The following is a 15703-nucleotide window of genomic DNA, read 5'->3' on the forward strand; positions in this document are numbered from 1 at the left end:
TCTGTTCGATGTGCAGCACCGCTCGTGCCCCCCGGGGGATGGCGCAGTGGTTGCTAATCCACGACATCGACTGTTGACGCCCGCCTACGCTCATGAACCGTCTCCTTGTCCCTCTGCTGTTTGCCGCCGCCGCGCTGCCCCTTTCCTCGTTCGCCGTGGAGCTCGACACGCCGCTGACATGCAATGAGAGCGGCCACCAGTTCATTGCCGATCTGATGCAGCAGCAGCTGATCAAACCGAAGCCAAGTCACGTCGAAAGCAACTCGATCAACGCGTTCTCGCCGATGCCCGATGCGCATCTGACCGCGTTCGGTTTCCGCGTATTCGCGGTGGTGGGCTTCGAAAAGGACGACCCGATGTTCCGGGTCGGCGACGGCGAACCGGTCGCCCAGTCCGCATATGGCGCGGTCGTGTTCGGCAGCGACGACAACGTTAAAAGCGCGCTTGAAAACGCCGGCAGCACGGCGATCGTGCATCACGTCGCGCCGCTCATCACCGCGATTTTCTGCAAGCGCAGCTAGGGTTTGGCGAGACGTCGTATTCGACCGTTTCGCCACGATCGTCGATATCTTCGACCACGAGCCACTTGGAGTGGCCAATGAAATAGCAGCGCCGCTCTGCCAACTGCGCCATGATCGCCGGCAGTGTCAGCGACCAGCGGATCCGATCACGACGCAACTGCGCCTACAACCGCCACTTACCCCGGCCGACGAAACTCGTTTGCCACCCACGCCGCGGCGCTCGCCTTGCTGAGCTTGAACGTCGGCGCAACCTGCACTTGCGCGATCTGCTCGCCGAAAATATCGAGCGCGCTCAACAGTGCATACGGCTCGTCTTCGTCGGGGACGATGTCGAGCATGATGTCGAGTTCGCCGTTGCCGTCCGCGCCCGGCACACGCACCGTCTTGTGCAGTTGCGCGCGCAGCTGCTGCTCGTGACGACGCAGCACTTCCGCCGCGGTTTTCACGAGCGTGTTGAACGCCGATACGTCGAGCGGCTTCGGATCCTTCTTGTTGCGGCCCATCGTCCACGGTCCGACGAGCGCAGGCTCCGCCTCGCCGTCCTTGATCATTTCGACGGCCCAGCCTTCGTCGTCTTCGTTCTTGATGATGCGCGCGGTCCAGCCGTTGTCGCGCCACAGACGTTCTTCATGCACGCTGTCGTCCGGTCCGAGGAACTCGGCATTCGTGTCGGTCGAGGGAAAGGGCGTGTCGGTCATCACAGGTTCACTCACTTCGCGGGGCGCACAAACAGATTTCGAACCCGCGATTCTACCTGCCCTGCCCGCCTGGCCCTGCTCGCTCTGACGAACGGACAAGGCGCGTTCGGAACGGCGCAGCCGCTCAACGCGCGAAAAGTTATATTCACCTACGCGACGATTTATAAATCCGCTTTAAATTTCAGATAAAAAAACGCGGCCCGAAAGCCGCGTGTAAAAATGAAAAAGACACCCTTTGGTCGAAGGGGTCTACCAAAATTATAAGTGGCATCCCCCCTCGATTTAAGGCTTTCTTCGAAAGACTGCATTGCGCAAAATCGTGGGAATCAGCGCAAACGGCCTCGTCCGCTTTGCCCTTCTGCTCGCCGCGAGGCTCCCGCCATTCATCGTAAAAATAATTTCCTTTTGCGGACCTGCACTTACGCGATTAATTCACATAATCCCCGATTCGGAAATAAACCGTTGTAAGGCGCGCAATTAAATATCCGCATAGCGGCAATTACACTTCGCTGCGAATCGACACCAATAAACGCATGGCCGCGCTAGTGACGACGTCGACACATGCTCGGTATACTGCCCCGGCCGCCGTGCGACGCCGCGAAACCGCGCCGCCTGCACGGCAGCTTCGTCGCGAAGCATCGCGCTGTACGTCAGCGCATCGCGCTTCGCCCGCGCCTCACCCTTCCCATGCATGACCGGGAATGCCGACGATCGGATCATGAAAAGACTTCTCCTGCTTGCCCCAGCTGTCGCCCTCACCGCCACCCTCGCCGCTTGCGGTTCATCGGGCGGCCCCGCGCGCGATGCGTCCGCACCGCTCGTGTACGTGTCGTCGTCACGCACGCCTGCGTCCATCGCCGCCTGCCTCGAAGAACGTCTGCCGCGCGTGCGCACCTCGCACGCCGGCGCGGCGACCGAACTTGCGGTCGGTGCCGATTCGCACAACTCGTACTTCGTCACGCTGACCCCGCTCAACGGCAACACGGTCATCAAGGTCGTGCATCCGGCCAATGCGCCCGACGATCCGCCCGAGGAGGAAATGCGCTTCGATATCGCGCGCTGCGCGACCTGAGCGGCGCGGCGCGCTTGAACGCCGTGCGCGTCATGCACGGAAGGCCGGTGCGCGAATTTTTATCTGGCGCATCGGCTATTTTTTACGCGCCCATCTGCGAACATAGCCGCCCTTTGTCTTTCGCGCGGCACGTGTGCCGCGAGTTTCGATGGCATCCAGCAAAGCGCATCATGCGACCGGTTTCGCAGCCGGCATCATCGCGGCGGCGATCGTCGCGCGCAACGGCGGCGGTCCGTTTCATGCTGGCGTGCTGCTGAGCTTCATCGCCGGCGTGGCCGGCAGCACCGCGCCGGACTGGCTCGAAGTCGCATGGTGGTCGCGCGCGCGGCGGCTGTGGATCACGCATCGCACGTTGACACATTGGGGCATCGGCTGGCTCGCGCTGCTCGCGGTGTCGTATCACACGCTCGGACATTCGATCTTCGCGGCGCCCGCGTTCGGCTTCGCGTGCGGCGGCCTGATGCATCTGCTCGCCGACTGGCCGAATCCGCTCGGCGTGCCGTGGATCGCCGGGCGACATTCGTTGAATCTATGGAATAGCGGGCACTGCGATCTGATCGTCGTCGCGGCGTCGTGGGCGGCCGCGTGGTTTATCGGCGAGCATGTGTGGCTGCATGGCATGCATGCGTTGCCGTGGTTGCGCCATTGGCCGATCGGCTAGGCGCAACGCGATGCTATCGGCCCGGCGTGCGGGCGCGGCGGCTAGCCGTGCATCATTGCCGTCCGTTGTCGGTGCGCTCTCCTTCGCGGACCTTGCCTTGCGATACGCTGCTGCCCGGCGGCACGCTATGCGTGAGCCACACGTTGCCGCCGATCACCGACCCGCGCCCGATCGTCACGCGTCCGAGAATCGTCGCGCCCGCGTAGATCACGACATCGTCCTCGACGATCGGATGCCGGGCATTGCCCTTGATCAGCGTGCCGTCCTCATCGGCCGCGAAGCTCTTCGCGCCGAGCGTGACCGCCTGGTACACGCGCACGCGCTCGCCGATGATCGCTGTCTCGCCGATCACCACGCCGGTGCCGTGATCGATGAAGAAGCTCGGCCCGATCGTCGCGCCCGGGTGAATGTCGATGCCGGTCGCCGAGTGCGCGATCTCGTTGATGAAGCGCGCCAGCAGCGGCACGCCGAGCCGATGCAGCGCATGCGCGAGCCGATGATGCGTCATCGCCCACACGCCCGGATAGCACAGCAGGATTTCGGTGATGTGCTGCGCGGCGGGGTCGCCGGTGTACGCAGCCTGGATGTCGCTGACGAGCAGCGCGCGTATGCCCGCCAGTTGCGTCGCGAACTCGCGCGCCACCGCGAACGCGCGCTCCCGCAACTCGGCGTCCGGCGTCTCGCCGAACTCGGGCAGGAAGCGCAGCGCGCGGCGAATCTGTTCGGCGAGCAGCCGCAACGTGCTTTCGAGCGTGTGGCCGACGTAGTAGTCGACCGTTTCGTCGGTTAGATCGGGCGCGCCGTAATGCGTCGGGAACATCGCGGCGCGCAGACCGGCCACGATATTGACCACCGCTTCGCGCGATGGCAATTCGCGAATGCCGAGCGGATGCCGCGTGCGATGCAATTGCTCGCGCGAGGCGCGCAGGTCGGCGACGATCTGTTCAAGGCCCCAGTTATGGGAAGGCTCGTTGGGCATAAGGGACGGCGCCGTGCGGCGTGCACGGTTCGAAGTGGTTATCGAGCAGAGATTACCGCGTTTTAACGGTGCCCGCCCGGCAGCGCGCAGGTCGGCTCGGATTCATTGCGTCGACGTGCGCTGGCACGCACGCATCGTTCCCTGACTTCAGATAGTCAGACTGCTCGCGTCGATCCAGCGCACTGCCCAATCGCGCGCGTGCGCGATGGCAGCGGCTTCGTCGGAGAAGCGCAGTTCCGTGGGAAAGAAACGGTTAGCGACCAGTTCGCCGTCGCTCGAGCGCGAGATCACCACATACGGTTGCCAGGAGCCGTCGCCCGAGCGCGCCGGTTCGCAATTCAAAAGATAGCCGCGATGTGTGAATGCAGCATCGAAGTGCATGAGTCACCCGCCCCTGAAGCCCCGTAACATTTTCTCAGTCGCGCGGCCATTTGTTTGTTAGTTTTTCCCACCATGCCGGAGCAGCCGGAGCATGCCGTCAATTTATCCGCGCGTCGGTCGCAGGAGTAAGATCATACTCTGTAGAAAATACGCGTCCATTGAAAAAAACGAAATGAATCGCGGACGTCATCGCCGTTTAATCGCGAGGTAACGCCACTCGCATCGAAGGATGGCGGACAACGCATCGCGACTCCCGCGCACCGCGGCGCCGTGTCAGTCGGAACGGCTTTTGCTCTTTCTTCGAATGTCCGCTTCAGGAGAATGCACGATGAACAGCGCGATCAGCAAACCCGAAAACGCCGGTACGAAACCGGACCCGAAGGACCCACGAAGCACGGACCTGCACAACGACCGCACGCACGACAGCACGGTCGACACCGACGGCAAGAACCGCGAAGCGGCCCGTCTGGCGGGCTACGGCGCGATCTCGCCCGACGCGGTCACGACCAGCAATGCGACGCTCGACAACAGCGTGCCCGAGTCGCTCGATGGCATGGCCGGCTTCGACAGCAGGGTCGGCGGCAACCACCTGCTGCTCGCGCTCGAGCCGGGCTATTCGGTGATCGACAAGGGCATGGCCGAGCCGCTCGACGTCTACTCGGCCGACCATCAGTACGACGACCCGCGTCCGGTCGGACAGCGCCACGATCGTGGCCGCATTCACTATGCGCTCAATCATTTGCGGCCTGCGCGGGTAATCGAATTACATCGGGTGAAATAGGCGCGCGCGTATCATCCCTTTATACGCGCGCGTTTGAATTACCGGGTTTATTCCGATTTATCAGGCAATCACGCAGCACGCACTGTTTTATTCTGGTGCGTGCTTTGCCTGGTTTAACGTGGGTTCGTTTAACGGAGTTGCGGATGAAAAGAATCGTCGTCATCGGTGCCACGGGCACGCTGGGCCAGGCGATCCGCGCGGAGCTGAAGGCGCGTCACGAAGTGATCGAGGTGGGCGCGACGCGCGGGCAATATCACGTCGATAGCACGGACCCGGCGAGCGTCGAGCGACTGTTTCGCGACATCGGCAAGGTGGACGGCGTCGTCACCGCGACCGGCAAGGTGCATTTCGGTCCGCTGGAGCAGATGAGCATCGAGCAGTTCTGGGTCGGGCTGCGCGACAAGCTGATGGGCCAGATCAACGTCGTATTCGCGGCGCTGCCGTATGTGAACGACGGCGGATCGTTCACGCTGACGAGCGGCATTCTGGGCGACGAGCCGATCCCGCAGGGGGCGAGCGCGACGACCGTCAATCTCGCGCTCGAGGGCTTCGTGCGCGGCGCCGCGATCGAACTGCCGCGCGGGCTGCGCATTAACGTGGTGAGTCCGACCGTGCTGACCGAGTCGATGGAGGCTTACGCGCCGTTCTTTCGCGGCTTCGAGCCCGTCAGCGCGCAACGCGCGGCGCTTGCTTATCTGCGCAGTGTGGAAGGGGCGCAGACGGGGCGCGTGTATCGCGTTGGGTATTGAACCTCAGTGAATCTCCGGCTCGCCCGAGCTATCGGGACTCACGCCGCCGCGCTGCAGGAAGTCGAAATCGCAGCCTTGATCCGCCTGCATCACGTGCGCCTGATGCAGGGCGCCATAGCCGCGCTCGAAGCGCGCAGCGGGTTTGACCCACGCGGCCTTGCGGCGCGCGAGCTCTTCGTCCGATACCAGCAGATTCAGCCTGCGGCGCGGCACATCGAGCTCGATCAGATCGCCGCTTCGCACCAACGCCAGCGGCCCACCGACGAATGCCTCGGGCGCCGCGTGCAGCACGCATGCGCCATAGCTCGTGCCGCTCATCCGCGCGTCAGAGATACGCACCATGTCGCGCACGCCTTTTTGCAGCAGCTTGCGCGGAATCGGCAGTTGACCCCATTCGGGCATGCCCGCGCCGACCGGCCCCGCGTGCTGCAGCACGAGCACGCAGCTTTCGTCGATGTCGAGTGCGTCGTCGTCGATGCGCGCGGCCATGTCGTCGTAGTCGCTGAACACGACCGCACGGCCCGTATGCACGAGCAGATGCGGCTCGGCCGCGCCCGGCTTGATCACGGCGCCGTCGGGCGCGAGATTGCCGCGCAGCACCGCGAGGCTGCTGTCGCGCAGTAGCGGATTCGTGCGGCGGCGGATCACGTCGTCGTTGAAAATGCGCGCGCCGGCAAGGTTCTCGCCGAGCGTGCGGCCGTTCACGGTTTTCTGCGAGCCGTCGATCAGTTCGCCCAGTTCCGCGAGCAGCCCGCGCAAACCGCCCGCGTAGAAAAAGTCCTCCATCAGATAGGCGCCGGTCGGTCTGATGTTCGCGAGCACGGGCGTGCGGCGCGCGATCTCGTCGAAGCGGTCGAGCGTCAACTCGATGCCCGCGCGCCGTGCAAGCGCGATCATATGCACGACCGAATTGGTCGACCCGGACAGCGCGACACAAGTCGTCACCGCGTTATCGACCGATGCCGCCGTGATCAGGTCCGACGGCTTCAGATCCTCCCACACCATCTCGACGATACGCATGCCGGTTTGCGCGGCCATCTGCGCATGCCGCGAATCGGGCGCGGGAATCGACGCGAAGCCGGGCAGCGTGAAGCCCAGCGCTTCGGCCGCGCTCGTCATCGTCGATGCGGTGCCCATCGTCATGCAGTGACCGGGCGAGCGCGCGATGCCACCCTCGACGCCCTGCCAGTCGTCCGGCGTCAGCGTGCCCGCGCGCAGTTCGGCCCAGTAGCGCCATGAATCGGAACCCGAGCCGAGCGTCACGCCGTTCCAGTTGCCGCGCAGCATCGGGCCGGCAGGCAGAAAGATGGCGGGCAGATCCATCGAGATCGCGCCCATCAACAAAGCGGGCGTGGTCTTGTCGCAGCCGCCCATCAACACGACGCCGTCGGCGGGATACGAGCGCAGCATCTCCTCGGCTTCCATCGCGAGGAAATTGCGGTACAGCATCGTGGTGGGCTTCTGGAACGGCTCGGACAGCGTCTGCACAGGCAGCTCGATCGGAAAGCCGCCGGCCTGCCAGATGCCGCGTTTCACTTCCTCGACGCGCTGCTTGAAATGCGTGTGGCACGGATTGATCTCGCTCCACGTGTTCAGAATCGCGATGACTGGCTTGCCCGCGTATTCGTCGCGGTTGTAGCCCATCTGCGCGGTGCGCGAGCGGTGGCCGAACGAACGCAGATCGTTCGCGCCGTACCAGCGATGACTACGCAATTCCTCGGGGGTCTTTCTCTTCGTCAACGTCTACTCCACGATTGGCGCCGACCACGCGTCAGCGCCTCTGTTCTTTCACGCGGGACACGATCTGCGTCGGGCTCACGAATTGTAGTGCGATCAACACCCAGACCAACGTGATCGCCATATAGATCATCGCCATCGCATCGATCGATTGCGGCGCGCGCACGCCGGTCGAAAACACAGCGTAGTACAACGCGACCACCAGCGTTTGCGTGGCCGGACCGGCCGTAAAAAACGTCAGCTCGAACATGCCGATCGTGCGCACCAGCACGAGCAGCCCCGCCGCCAGCATGCCCGGCACGAGCAGCGGCAGCAGCACGTAACGGAAATAGCGGAACGTGTTCGCGCCGAAAATGCGCGCGGCCGCTTCGAGATTCGGATCGATCTGCTCGATGAACGGCGTCATCACGAGAATCACGAACGGCAGCGCCGGTACGAGATTCGCAAGAATTACGCCCCATAGCGTGCCGGCGAGTCCGACCTTGTACATCGCGGTCGCCATCGGAATGCCGTAGGTGAAGGGCGGCACCATCAACGGCAGCAGAAAGATCAGCATCGCAAGGCGCTTGCCGCGGAATTGCACGCGCGCGAGCGCATACGCAGCCGGCACGCCGAGCAGCACCGACAGCAGCACGACCGCGCCGACCACCTGCACGGTCACCCACAGCACGCTCGCGAGCTGGAAGTCGCTCCACGCCTGCGCATACCAGTGCAACGTGAAGCCTTGCGGCAACGCGGTGCCGAACCAGCGCGTCGCGATCGAATTCACCGCGACGGTCGCAATCAGCAGCACGACGTTGATCAGGAAGAACGCCATCACGGCCCATACCAGCACCTGCCAGATGCGGCCCGGCAGATTCGCGCGCTGACGCGCACGTTGCGCTGGCTCGCGGGCGCCGTCGCCCGGCTGAGGCGCCGCGCAAGCGGAGGTGGACGCGGACCAGTCGGGCTGCGTCGCGCGGCGATCGGTCGTCATCAGCCTTTGCCTCCCGTTACGGGACCACGATAGAACCAGCGGCGCGCGCCGAGCAGCGCGGCGACCACCAGCAGTTGCACGAACCCCATCACCATCGCGATCGCCGATGCGAGCGAATAGTCGTAGCTTTCGAACGCGGCTTCGGCCGCGGCAATCGACATCACGCGCGTCGGACCCGCGGGCGCGCCGAGCAGCACCGCCGACGGAAACACCGAGAACGCCTGCACGAACGACAGACACGCGGCCATCGTGAGCCCCGGCACGAGCAGCGGCAGATAGATGCGGCGAAACTGCTGCCACGGACTCGCGCCGAGCGTCGCGGCCGCGCTTGCGAGCGTCGGGTCGATGCCGGTCACGTACGACAGCGTCAGCAGAAACGCGAACGGAAAGCCCGACACGATCAGCGACAGCAGCACGCCCGTGAAGTTGTGCGTGAGCCGCACCTCTTGGGTGTACAGATGCAGCGCCTGCAACGCCTGAGGCAGCCAGCCGTGCGGACCGAAGTACGTGAGCATGCCGTCGGCGATCAGCACGGTGCCGAGCGTCACCGGGATCACCAACAGCGTCGTGACGATCTTCTGATACCGCGAGTAGCGGCGCAGCGCGAACGCGACTGGCACCGACACGCCGACGTTGATCAGCGTGGCCGGCACCGACAGCTTCAGCGTAACGAAAATCGTCGGCCACATCGACGTGTCGGTGAAGAACGTCAGATAGTTGGCCCACACGCCGCCGCCGTTCATCGGCCGGAACGACAGCGCGAGACCATACGCGAACGGATAGATGAACAGCGCGACGATAAAGAGCAGCGCGGGCGCGACGAGCCAGGCCTTGGCATCGCGCGGCGCGCGGGACGTAAGCGGGGGGACAAGCGTCGGCGTGTTCATGCGGCCTCGGCGTCGTAGACGAGCACGCACGACGGCCGCACGCGCAGCGTGATGCGCTCGCCCTCCGCGCATTCACCGGTCACGCGCGCCCACACGTCGCCGAACGCGGTCTTCACGCGCAGCAGCGAATCGTGGCCGCCATACTCGACCGCGTCGATCAGCGCCTCGAACGCGTTGTCGGCGCCGGGCTCGGCGCGCTCCATGTCTTCGGGGCGCAGCGCGACACTCACGCGTTTGCCGTCGAAGCCGGCCATCGGCGTGCCGATGAGCCGCACGCCGTTGGCACTGACCACGACGCCATCGCCTTGCATGCCCTCCAGCGTGAACTCGGCGACATTGCGATAACCCATGAAGCGCGCGACATGCAGATTGCGCGGCCGCGTATAGACCTCCTTCGGCGTCGCGACCTGCTGCACGAGGCCCTCCCTCATCACGACGATGCGATCAGCCATCGACAGCGCTTCGTCCTGATCATGCGTCACGTACAGCGTCGCGCGTTCGAGCTGCGTATGGATGCGGCGAATTTCCGCGCGCATTTCGATGCGCAGCTTCGTATCGAGATTCGACAGCGGCTCGTCCATCAGGATCAGCGGCGGCTCGATCACGATCGCACGCGCGATCGCGACACGCTGCTGCTGGCCACCGGACAATTGGCCGGGCAGCTTGTGCTCATGACCGGTCAGTTGCACCAGTTTCAAGGCCTCGCGTGCACGGCGCGCGATCTCGCTTCTGCCGACGCCGCGCATTTTCAGCCCGAAGCCGACGTTCTCCAGCACACTCATATGCGGGAACAGCGCGTAGTTCTGGAACACCATGCCGAAGCCGCGCTTTTCCGGCGGCAGCACGTCGATGCGCCGCTCGTCGAGCCAGATGCCGCCGCCGGTGAGCGGCTGCAACCCGGCGATGCAGTTCAGCGCCGTCGATTTGCCACATCCCGACGGCCCCAGCAGCGCGATGAACTCGCCGCGCCGGATCGTCAGATCGAGACCCTGCAGCGCGGCGATCGCGTGGCCTTGCGGGTTCGTGAAACTGCGGCTCACTGAATCGAGCCGCAACTGCTCAAAGTGATGCTTCATGGCGGTTCCCTGCTCCGCGTGAGGCGACGGATGTCGCGAGTGCCGCGCTTGCGGTGGGCGCGGCGCATCAGGCACTCAAGCCGAGACGCGCGTGATCGCTGAAAACACGCAGCGCGGCGGAACCTCACGCCGCGCTGCGTTTTGCCCCGTTTCCCGTCGCATTGGTGAAGGCCTATTGGGTCTTCTGCGCGCCGATCTCGCTATCCCACTTCTTGAAGGCGGCGACCATCGCCGCTGCGTTCAGCGGCAACGCATGCGGATGATCGGCCAACATCTTCGCGTATTCGGGGCGGCCATACTTTTTCAGCACCTCCTGGCTGTGCGCGGGCGCCTGCTCGACGGTGACGCCCTTGATCGCCGGACCCGGATAGAAGTAGCCGTCGTCATAGGTCAGCGCCTGCTGCGCGGGCTCCAGCATAAAGTTCATCATCTTGTACAGCACGTCGAGCTTTTCCTTCGGCACGCCCTTCGGAATCACCATGTAGTGCGCATCGTTGACCCACGTCATGTTGTCGAACGGCTGTACGCGGAAGTCGGCCGGCACGATGCCGAGCGCGCGCGGATTGATGTCCCAGCCGGTCACGGTCACGGTCATGTCGCGCGTGCCTTCGCCCAGTTCCTTCATCACCGCCGAGGTACCGCCCGGATAGTACGGTATGCAGTCGTTCAACTGCTTCAGGAACGCCCACGTCTTGTCCCAGCCGTGCACCGGGTCCTGCGGGTCCTTGTCGCCGAGCACGTAGGGCAAGCCCATCAGGAACGTGCGGCCAGGACCGGAATTGGCCGGCCGCGCGTAGATCAGCTTGTCGGGGTGGGCCTTGCACCATTGCAGCAGTTGCTCGGGTGTCTTCGGCGGATCGCTGACCTTGGCCGGGTTGTATTCGAGCAGCGGACCAGCCGGCATATACGCGACCTCGAGCCCGTAGCCTTGCGCGAGATCCTGCATCTTGCGCGGGCCCGGCGCGTACTTGTCGAGCACGCCGGGGAACTGCGCCGCGTTGTCGGGCAGCAGCTTGATCCACAGGTTCTGCTCGATGCCGGCCGCGAGCGCGTCGGTGCCGGTCAAAACGAGGTCGATATCGGAGCGGCCCGCGGCCTGCATCGCCTTGATCTTGCCGGGCAATTGCGGCGCGGGCGCGTTCGTGAACGTGATGTTCGCGACGAGATTCGGATTCTTCGCCTTGAACGCCTCGAAGCCCTTCTGCGTGAGTTGAAGATCGCCGGCCACGTCGACGATATTGATCGTGACCGGATCGGCCGCGTGCGCGGCAAGGGTGAACGCCGCGCTCGCGGCGATACAGACGGATACCAGCTTGAACGACAACCTGTGCGAAACAGTCATTGCGTCTCCTCGCTTCTTGGTATGGAAGCCCGCTGGTCGATGCGTTGCGGGCGGTGTCTTTCTACCAAGGGAACATAGCGAAGCGCAACAGCCGATGTCAAGCAAATAGTCGAGAGTGTGAGTCGGACGAGAAAATGGCTCGTTTTACCTGAAATCCTTGTCGTTCAATGCCCGGCACCGCGGGTTAAGGGCAAACCCGAGCCCTCGCCGCGATAGCAATACATGTTGTCTGGTTAGCGGACAACCGCTCAACCTCCGCGTACGCCCTGCGTATTGACGAACAGCGAATACAACCCGTGGCTCGCCGCCATGAACAGACGGTTGCGATGCCGTCCGCCGAAGCAAACGTTCGCGCAACGCTCTGGCAACGCGATGTGGCCGAGCGGCTCGCCTTGCGGGCTGAACACGCGCACGCCGTCGAGCTCGTCGGTGCCCATGCCCCACCCGCACCACAAGTTGCCATGCGTGTCGACACGAAAACCGTCCGGGGTGCCCGGACCCGCGTCGATCAGCACGCGGTTGTTCGACAGCGTCGTGCCTTTGCCATTGGCCTCGACATCGAATACGCGGATCTTGCGCGGCTCGCCGCGCGATTGGACCACGTACAGCAGCGATTCGTCCGGCGAGAACGCGAGACCGTTCGGGGCGAGCACGTCGTCGACGACCATCGACACCTCGCCCGACTGGCCGTCGATCCGATACACGCACGCCTTCAGCTCGGACTGCTGCTGCTCGCCCTCGTAGAAACCTTCGATGCCGAAGGTCGGGTCGGTAAACCAGATCGAGCCGTCCGATTTGACGACCACGTCGTTCGGCGAATTGAAGCGCTTGCCCTGATAGCGATCGGCGAGCACGGTGACCGAGCCGTCGTACTCGGTGCGCGTCACACGCCGCGTCAGGTGCTCGCAACTGACGAGACGCCCTTCGCGATCGCGCGTATGGCCGTTCGCATTGTTCGACGATTGACGGAACGTGCTGACCGCGCCCGTCGTTTCGTCCCAGCGCAGGATGCGGTCGTTCGGAATGTCGCTCCACAGCAGATAGCGGCCATCGCCGAACCACACCGGCCCCTCCGACCAGCGCGTGCCCTGATACAAGCATTCGACCGACGCCGACGCGATGATCAACGACTTGAAGCGCGGATCGAACACACGGATGGAGGGATCGGGATAGCGTCGGCTGTGGTCGGTCATGGGGTTGTCTGCGTGTCGGGGCGGTTCGATTGGGTGCGCGCGAACTCGCGCTCGAGAGCGAGCAGCGTGCGCGCGGTCTGCGCGATCTTCGCATGATGCTCGCGCGGTGTCGAACTGAGCAGCGGCTGCAGCGGCCCCATGTCGGCGAGGCCCGTGAACGTGATTGCGTCGTGCAGCACGCGGATCAGTGAGATGTCGTTGCGCAGCGTTTCGAGCGGCATGAACGCATCGTAGAGACGTTGGGCGGTGTCGTGATCGGCGCTACCGGCGCTATCGGCGCTCCGGCCGCTTTGCACCGCGCGCAGCAGCGCCATCACCATGCTCGGCGCGATACAGCCGCTTCCGGTCGTCCACGCTGCGAGCCCGAACTCGCGCAGATGCACGAGCGCCGGCCGCTCGCCCATGCCCGATACGATCTTCGCGGCCGGCACGCGTTGCAGCAGCCGGCGCAGATACGGATCGTCAGCGGGGTTGTCGCGCGGGATCGCATATTTGACCGCGCTCAGCGTCCCACGCTCGACGAGCCGCGCGAGCGTATCGACAGCGACGTAGTTTTCGCTCTTGATATACAGCGTGAGCGGCATGCCGGCCGTGTCGGCGATCCGCGTGAGGCCCGTCTCGACGCCCTCGGACGTCGTGAAGCCGCCGAGCGGCAGCACCATCGCCGTGCGGTAACGCGTCTGCGCGAGGATGCGCGCCTCATCGAGCATCTTGCCGTAGTCGGGACCCAGCGCCGGAATCACCCGTGTCCCGGGACCCGCGGCCTCGGCGAGCAGGTCCAGCAGCTCGCGGTATTCGCTGACCGCGACGTGATAAAGGTTCGCATTGCCGCCATACAGTAGCGTGCGTACACCGCCCGCTTCGATATGGCGGATCAGCGCGAGATTCTGGGCAGGGTCGAGCGTGTAGTCGGCCCGGCGCGCGAGCGGCGGCACGGCCATGACCGACGCGGCGAACTCGCCGTCGCTAAGCGGTGATTCGTTCATGATGGTTGACGCGGAAACGCGCTAGGCGGAGGTTTCACGGTAGCATCGGCATCACAATGTTGTCAAACAACCTGCGCGTGACGATCGCCCAGCATGCCGTCGGCGGCGAATTGCGCGGGAGCCGATCACGAAATTTCCTTTTGTATAACAATGAAGCGGGCCTGTAGGCAGCGGAATCGGCGCAGGCTTTTTTTGGCAACAAGGACACGGCGAGCAATAACCCGCTTTCCGAGATAATCGAGTAAATACGATTTAGTTTAAAGCGCGACGAAATAATGCCGTCAACGAAACATATTAAAATCTGTCGCCGGATGCCGATTAGCCGCGCCGCGCACCCGAGAAGCCCGGCCGGGTTAAAAATTTATTTCAATCAGCATAATAATAGGCGACGCCGGCGTTGCTATCACGTGGCGGCTATCGTTTACCCCGCGGAGCACCGGCGCATTGCGTTCGAGTTTTTAGTGATAGATTATGCGGACCAAAAGAGCGGACCGAAGTTTGTCTGCCAATAACCGCGAACGGGATATTTGCGAGCCTGAGAGAGCCAAAAAATTGCCGCTACACTTTATCGAGCAGATGGCACCGCTACTGGACGCCGCCGACGAGGCGGAATGGTTCGGCGTGATTACGGGCTTTGCCGAAACGTGGGGTTTCGACAAGATTCTGGTCGCGATGCTGCCGCGGCCAACCATGCGTCTCGAGGACGCTTACCTGCGCAGCACTTACGCACCGGCATGGCGCCAGACGTACGACGAGCAAGGCATGGTGCATATCGATCCGACGGTCGCACACTGCCTGTCACGCTCATCGCCGCTGGTCTGGACGCCCGAGATTTTCGCCAGCCCGGCGCAGCAATCCCTGTATGAGGAAGCTCGCTCGTACGGCCTGAGCGCGGGCGTGACGCTGCCAATTCATGGGCCGAATCAGGAAGCCGGCATGATGTGCTTCGTCAATGACGACAAGCCGTCAGACGGGTTCAGGCGCCATGTGAACGCCGCGTTGCCGAACCTCGTGCTGTTGCGCGACCTGGTGATCGACACCAGCAAACAGCATCTGAATTCACATGCGCAGACCTTGATGCCGAAGCTCACGCCGCGCGAGCGAGAATGTCTGAAATGGACCGCACGCGGCAAATCCACGTGGGAGATATCTCACATCCTGAGTTGCTCGGAAGCGGTGGTGAACTTCCATATGAAAAACATCAGGGCGAAATTCGGCGTGAATTCGCGGCGTGCGGCAGCCGTGATCGCGGCGCAGCTTGGGCTTATTGACCCGGGTTGAGCAGCGCGGCCGCGTCGCGGCTGTACATCACACGCTCGGCGCGACCCAGATCGGCGTCCGACACGGTCCTCATGAAGTACAAACCCAGCAGGATCGACACCGGCGCCGGGATCTCCGCGCCCGACTCGAAGCGGCTGCCGCGCGATTGCGTGACGCCAAAGCGAGCCCAGAAACGGCGCTGGCTCTCTTTTTTCTTCTTCCGATAGGCAATGATCAGAACGCGATCCACTGCCGAAGAGACCTCCGAAGGACGCGCCTGGAGGTCATAGCGTTATACACATCTCGCTGCGGCAGCCGCCCGCGCCAGCAAGCCGTTTACATTCAATGACTTGAAAGCCGTGCTTGTAAACTTTGGCCGGATCGCGTCTACTCTCGTAATTTGG

Annotated in this window: 16 protein-coding genes and 1 pseudogene; 6 read left to right on the plus strand and 11 right to left on the minus strand. The window is 63.6% G+C overall.

Annotation, left to right across the window (positions count from 1 at the left end):
* Window positions 1–92 precede the first annotated feature (92 nt).
* Entirely contained in the window at window positions 93–521 is a 429-nt protein-coding gene (locus HWY30_RS33245; protein ID WP_090807294.1) for a hypothetical protein, read from the plus strand.
* 176 nt (window positions 522–697) lie between these two features.
* Here the strand turns inward: HWY30_RS33245 and HWY30_RS33250 are convergent, their stop codons facing one another.
* On the minus strand, window positions 698–1219 hold the full coding sequence (locus HWY30_RS33250) for a hypothetical protein (RefSeq protein WP_090807297.1): 522 nt from the start codon (window positions 1217–1219) through the stop codon (window positions 698–700).
* A gap of 718 nt (window positions 1220–1937) precedes the next feature.
* Between HWY30_RS33250 and HWY30_RS33255 the strand changes: the two genes are divergently transcribed.
* Entirely contained in the window at window positions 1938–2291 is a 354-nt protein-coding gene (locus HWY30_RS33255) for a hypothetical protein (protein WP_090810230.1), read from the plus strand.
* A 148-nt stretch (window positions 2292–2439) separates the two neighbouring features.
* Window positions 2440–2952, plus strand: a complete 513-nt coding sequence (locus HWY30_RS33260) for a metal-dependent hydrolase (protein WP_090807301.1) — start codon at window positions 2440–2442, stop codon at window positions 2950–2952.
* A 52-nt stretch (window positions 2953–3004) separates the two neighbouring features.
* On the opposite strand, the gene epsC is transcribed toward HWY30_RS33260, so the two are convergent.
* Window positions 3005–3931, minus strand: coding sequence for a serine O-acetyltransferase EpsC (gene epsC / locus HWY30_RS33265; protein WP_090807303.1), 927 nt, complete (start codon window positions 3929–3931; stop codon window positions 3005–3007).
* 147 nt (window positions 3932–4078) lie between these two features.
* Window positions 4079–4312: a hypothetical protein gene (locus tag HWY30_RS33270; RefSeq protein WP_013092363.1), complete on the minus strand. Its 234-nt coding sequence runs from the start codon at window positions 4310–4312 to the stop codon at window positions 4079–4081.
* Between the two features lie 328 nt (window positions 4313–4640).
* Between HWY30_RS33270 and HWY30_RS33275 the strand changes: the two genes are divergently transcribed.
* Window positions 4641–5093 (plus strand): DUF3005 domain-containing protein, encoded by a 453-nt coding sequence (locus HWY30_RS33275; protein ID WP_090807304.1) that lies wholly within the window; start codon window positions 4641–4643, stop codon window positions 5091–5093.
* Window positions 5094–5236: 143 nt separating this feature from the next.
* Window positions 5237–5842 carry a short chain dehydrogenase gene (locus HWY30_RS33280; RefSeq protein WP_090807306.1) on the plus strand — a complete coding sequence of 202 codons (606 nt, stop codon included), beginning with the start codon at window positions 5237–5239 and terminating at the stop codon, window positions 5840–5842.
* Between the two features lie 3 nt (window positions 5843–5845).
* Here HWY30_RS33280 and araD read toward each other — a convergent pair whose 3' ends face one another.
* The 7 genes from araD to HWY30_RS33315 form a co-directional block, all read right to left on the minus strand.
* Entirely contained in the window at window positions 5846–7582 is a 1737-nt protein-coding gene (gene araD / locus HWY30_RS33285; protein ID WP_090807308.1) for an L-arabinonate dehydratase, read from the minus strand.
* Between the two features lie 31 nt (window positions 7583–7613).
* A complete protein-coding gene (locus HWY30_RS33290; protein WP_090807310.1) occupies window positions 7614–8555 on the minus strand; it encodes an ABC transporter permease in 942 nt (313 codons plus the stop codon).
* Window positions 8555–9442: an ABC transporter permease gene (locus HWY30_RS33295; RefSeq protein ID WP_090807312.1), complete on the minus strand. Its 888-nt coding sequence runs from the start codon at window positions 9440–9442 to the stop codon at window positions 8555–8557. Before HWY30_RS33295 ends, HWY30_RS33290 begins: the two co-directional genes overlap by 1 nt.
* The gene (locus HWY30_RS33300; RefSeq protein WP_090807314.1) at window positions 9439–10518 is read right to left on the minus strand and encodes an ABC transporter ATP-binding protein; all 1080 of its coding nucleotides are present in this window, start codon (window positions 10516–10518) and stop codon (window positions 9439–9441) included. Before HWY30_RS33300 ends, HWY30_RS33295 begins: the two co-directional genes overlap by 4 nt.
* A 172-nt stretch (window positions 10519–10690) precedes the next feature.
* On the minus strand, window positions 10691–11860 hold the full coding sequence (locus tag HWY30_RS33305) for an extracellular solute-binding protein (protein WP_090807316.1): 1170 nt from the start codon (window positions 11858–11860) through the stop codon (window positions 10691–10693).
* A 248-nt stretch (window positions 11861–12108) separates the two neighbouring features.
* Complete coding sequence (locus HWY30_RS33310) at window positions 12109–13053, minus strand: SMP-30/gluconolactonase/LRE family protein (protein WP_090807318.1); 945 nt, start codon at window positions 13051–13053, stop codon at window positions 12109–12111.
* Window positions 13050–14039: a dihydrodipicolinate synthase family protein gene (locus HWY30_RS33315; RefSeq protein ID WP_090807320.1), complete on the minus strand. Its 990-nt coding sequence runs from the start codon at window positions 14037–14039 to the stop codon at window positions 13050–13052. The genes HWY30_RS33310 and HWY30_RS33315 overlap by 4 nt, the downstream gene beginning before the upstream one ends.
* A 576-nt stretch (window positions 14040–14615) precedes the next feature.
* Here HWY30_RS33315 and HWY30_RS33320 point away from each other — a divergent pair.
* Window positions 14616–15320 carry a helix-turn-helix transcriptional regulator gene (locus tag HWY30_RS33320; protein ID WP_090807322.1) on the plus strand — a complete coding sequence of 235 codons (705 nt, stop codon included), beginning with the start codon at window positions 14616–14618 and terminating at the stop codon, window positions 15318–15320.
* Here the strand turns inward: HWY30_RS33320 and HWY30_RS33325 are convergent.
* Window positions 15304–15582, minus strand: a pseudogene (locus HWY30_RS33325) (helix-turn-helix domain-containing protein); the annotation flags it as partial. The gene HWY30_RS33320 and the pseudogene HWY30_RS33325 overlap by 17 nt on opposite strands.
* Window positions 15583–15703 lie beyond the last annotated feature (121 nt).

It is taken from the genome of Paraburkholderia tuberum STM678 (genome assembly GCF_902833905.1).
GTDB lineage: Bacteria > Pseudomonadota > Gammaproteobacteria > Burkholderiales > Burkholderiaceae > Paraburkholderia > Paraburkholderia tuberum.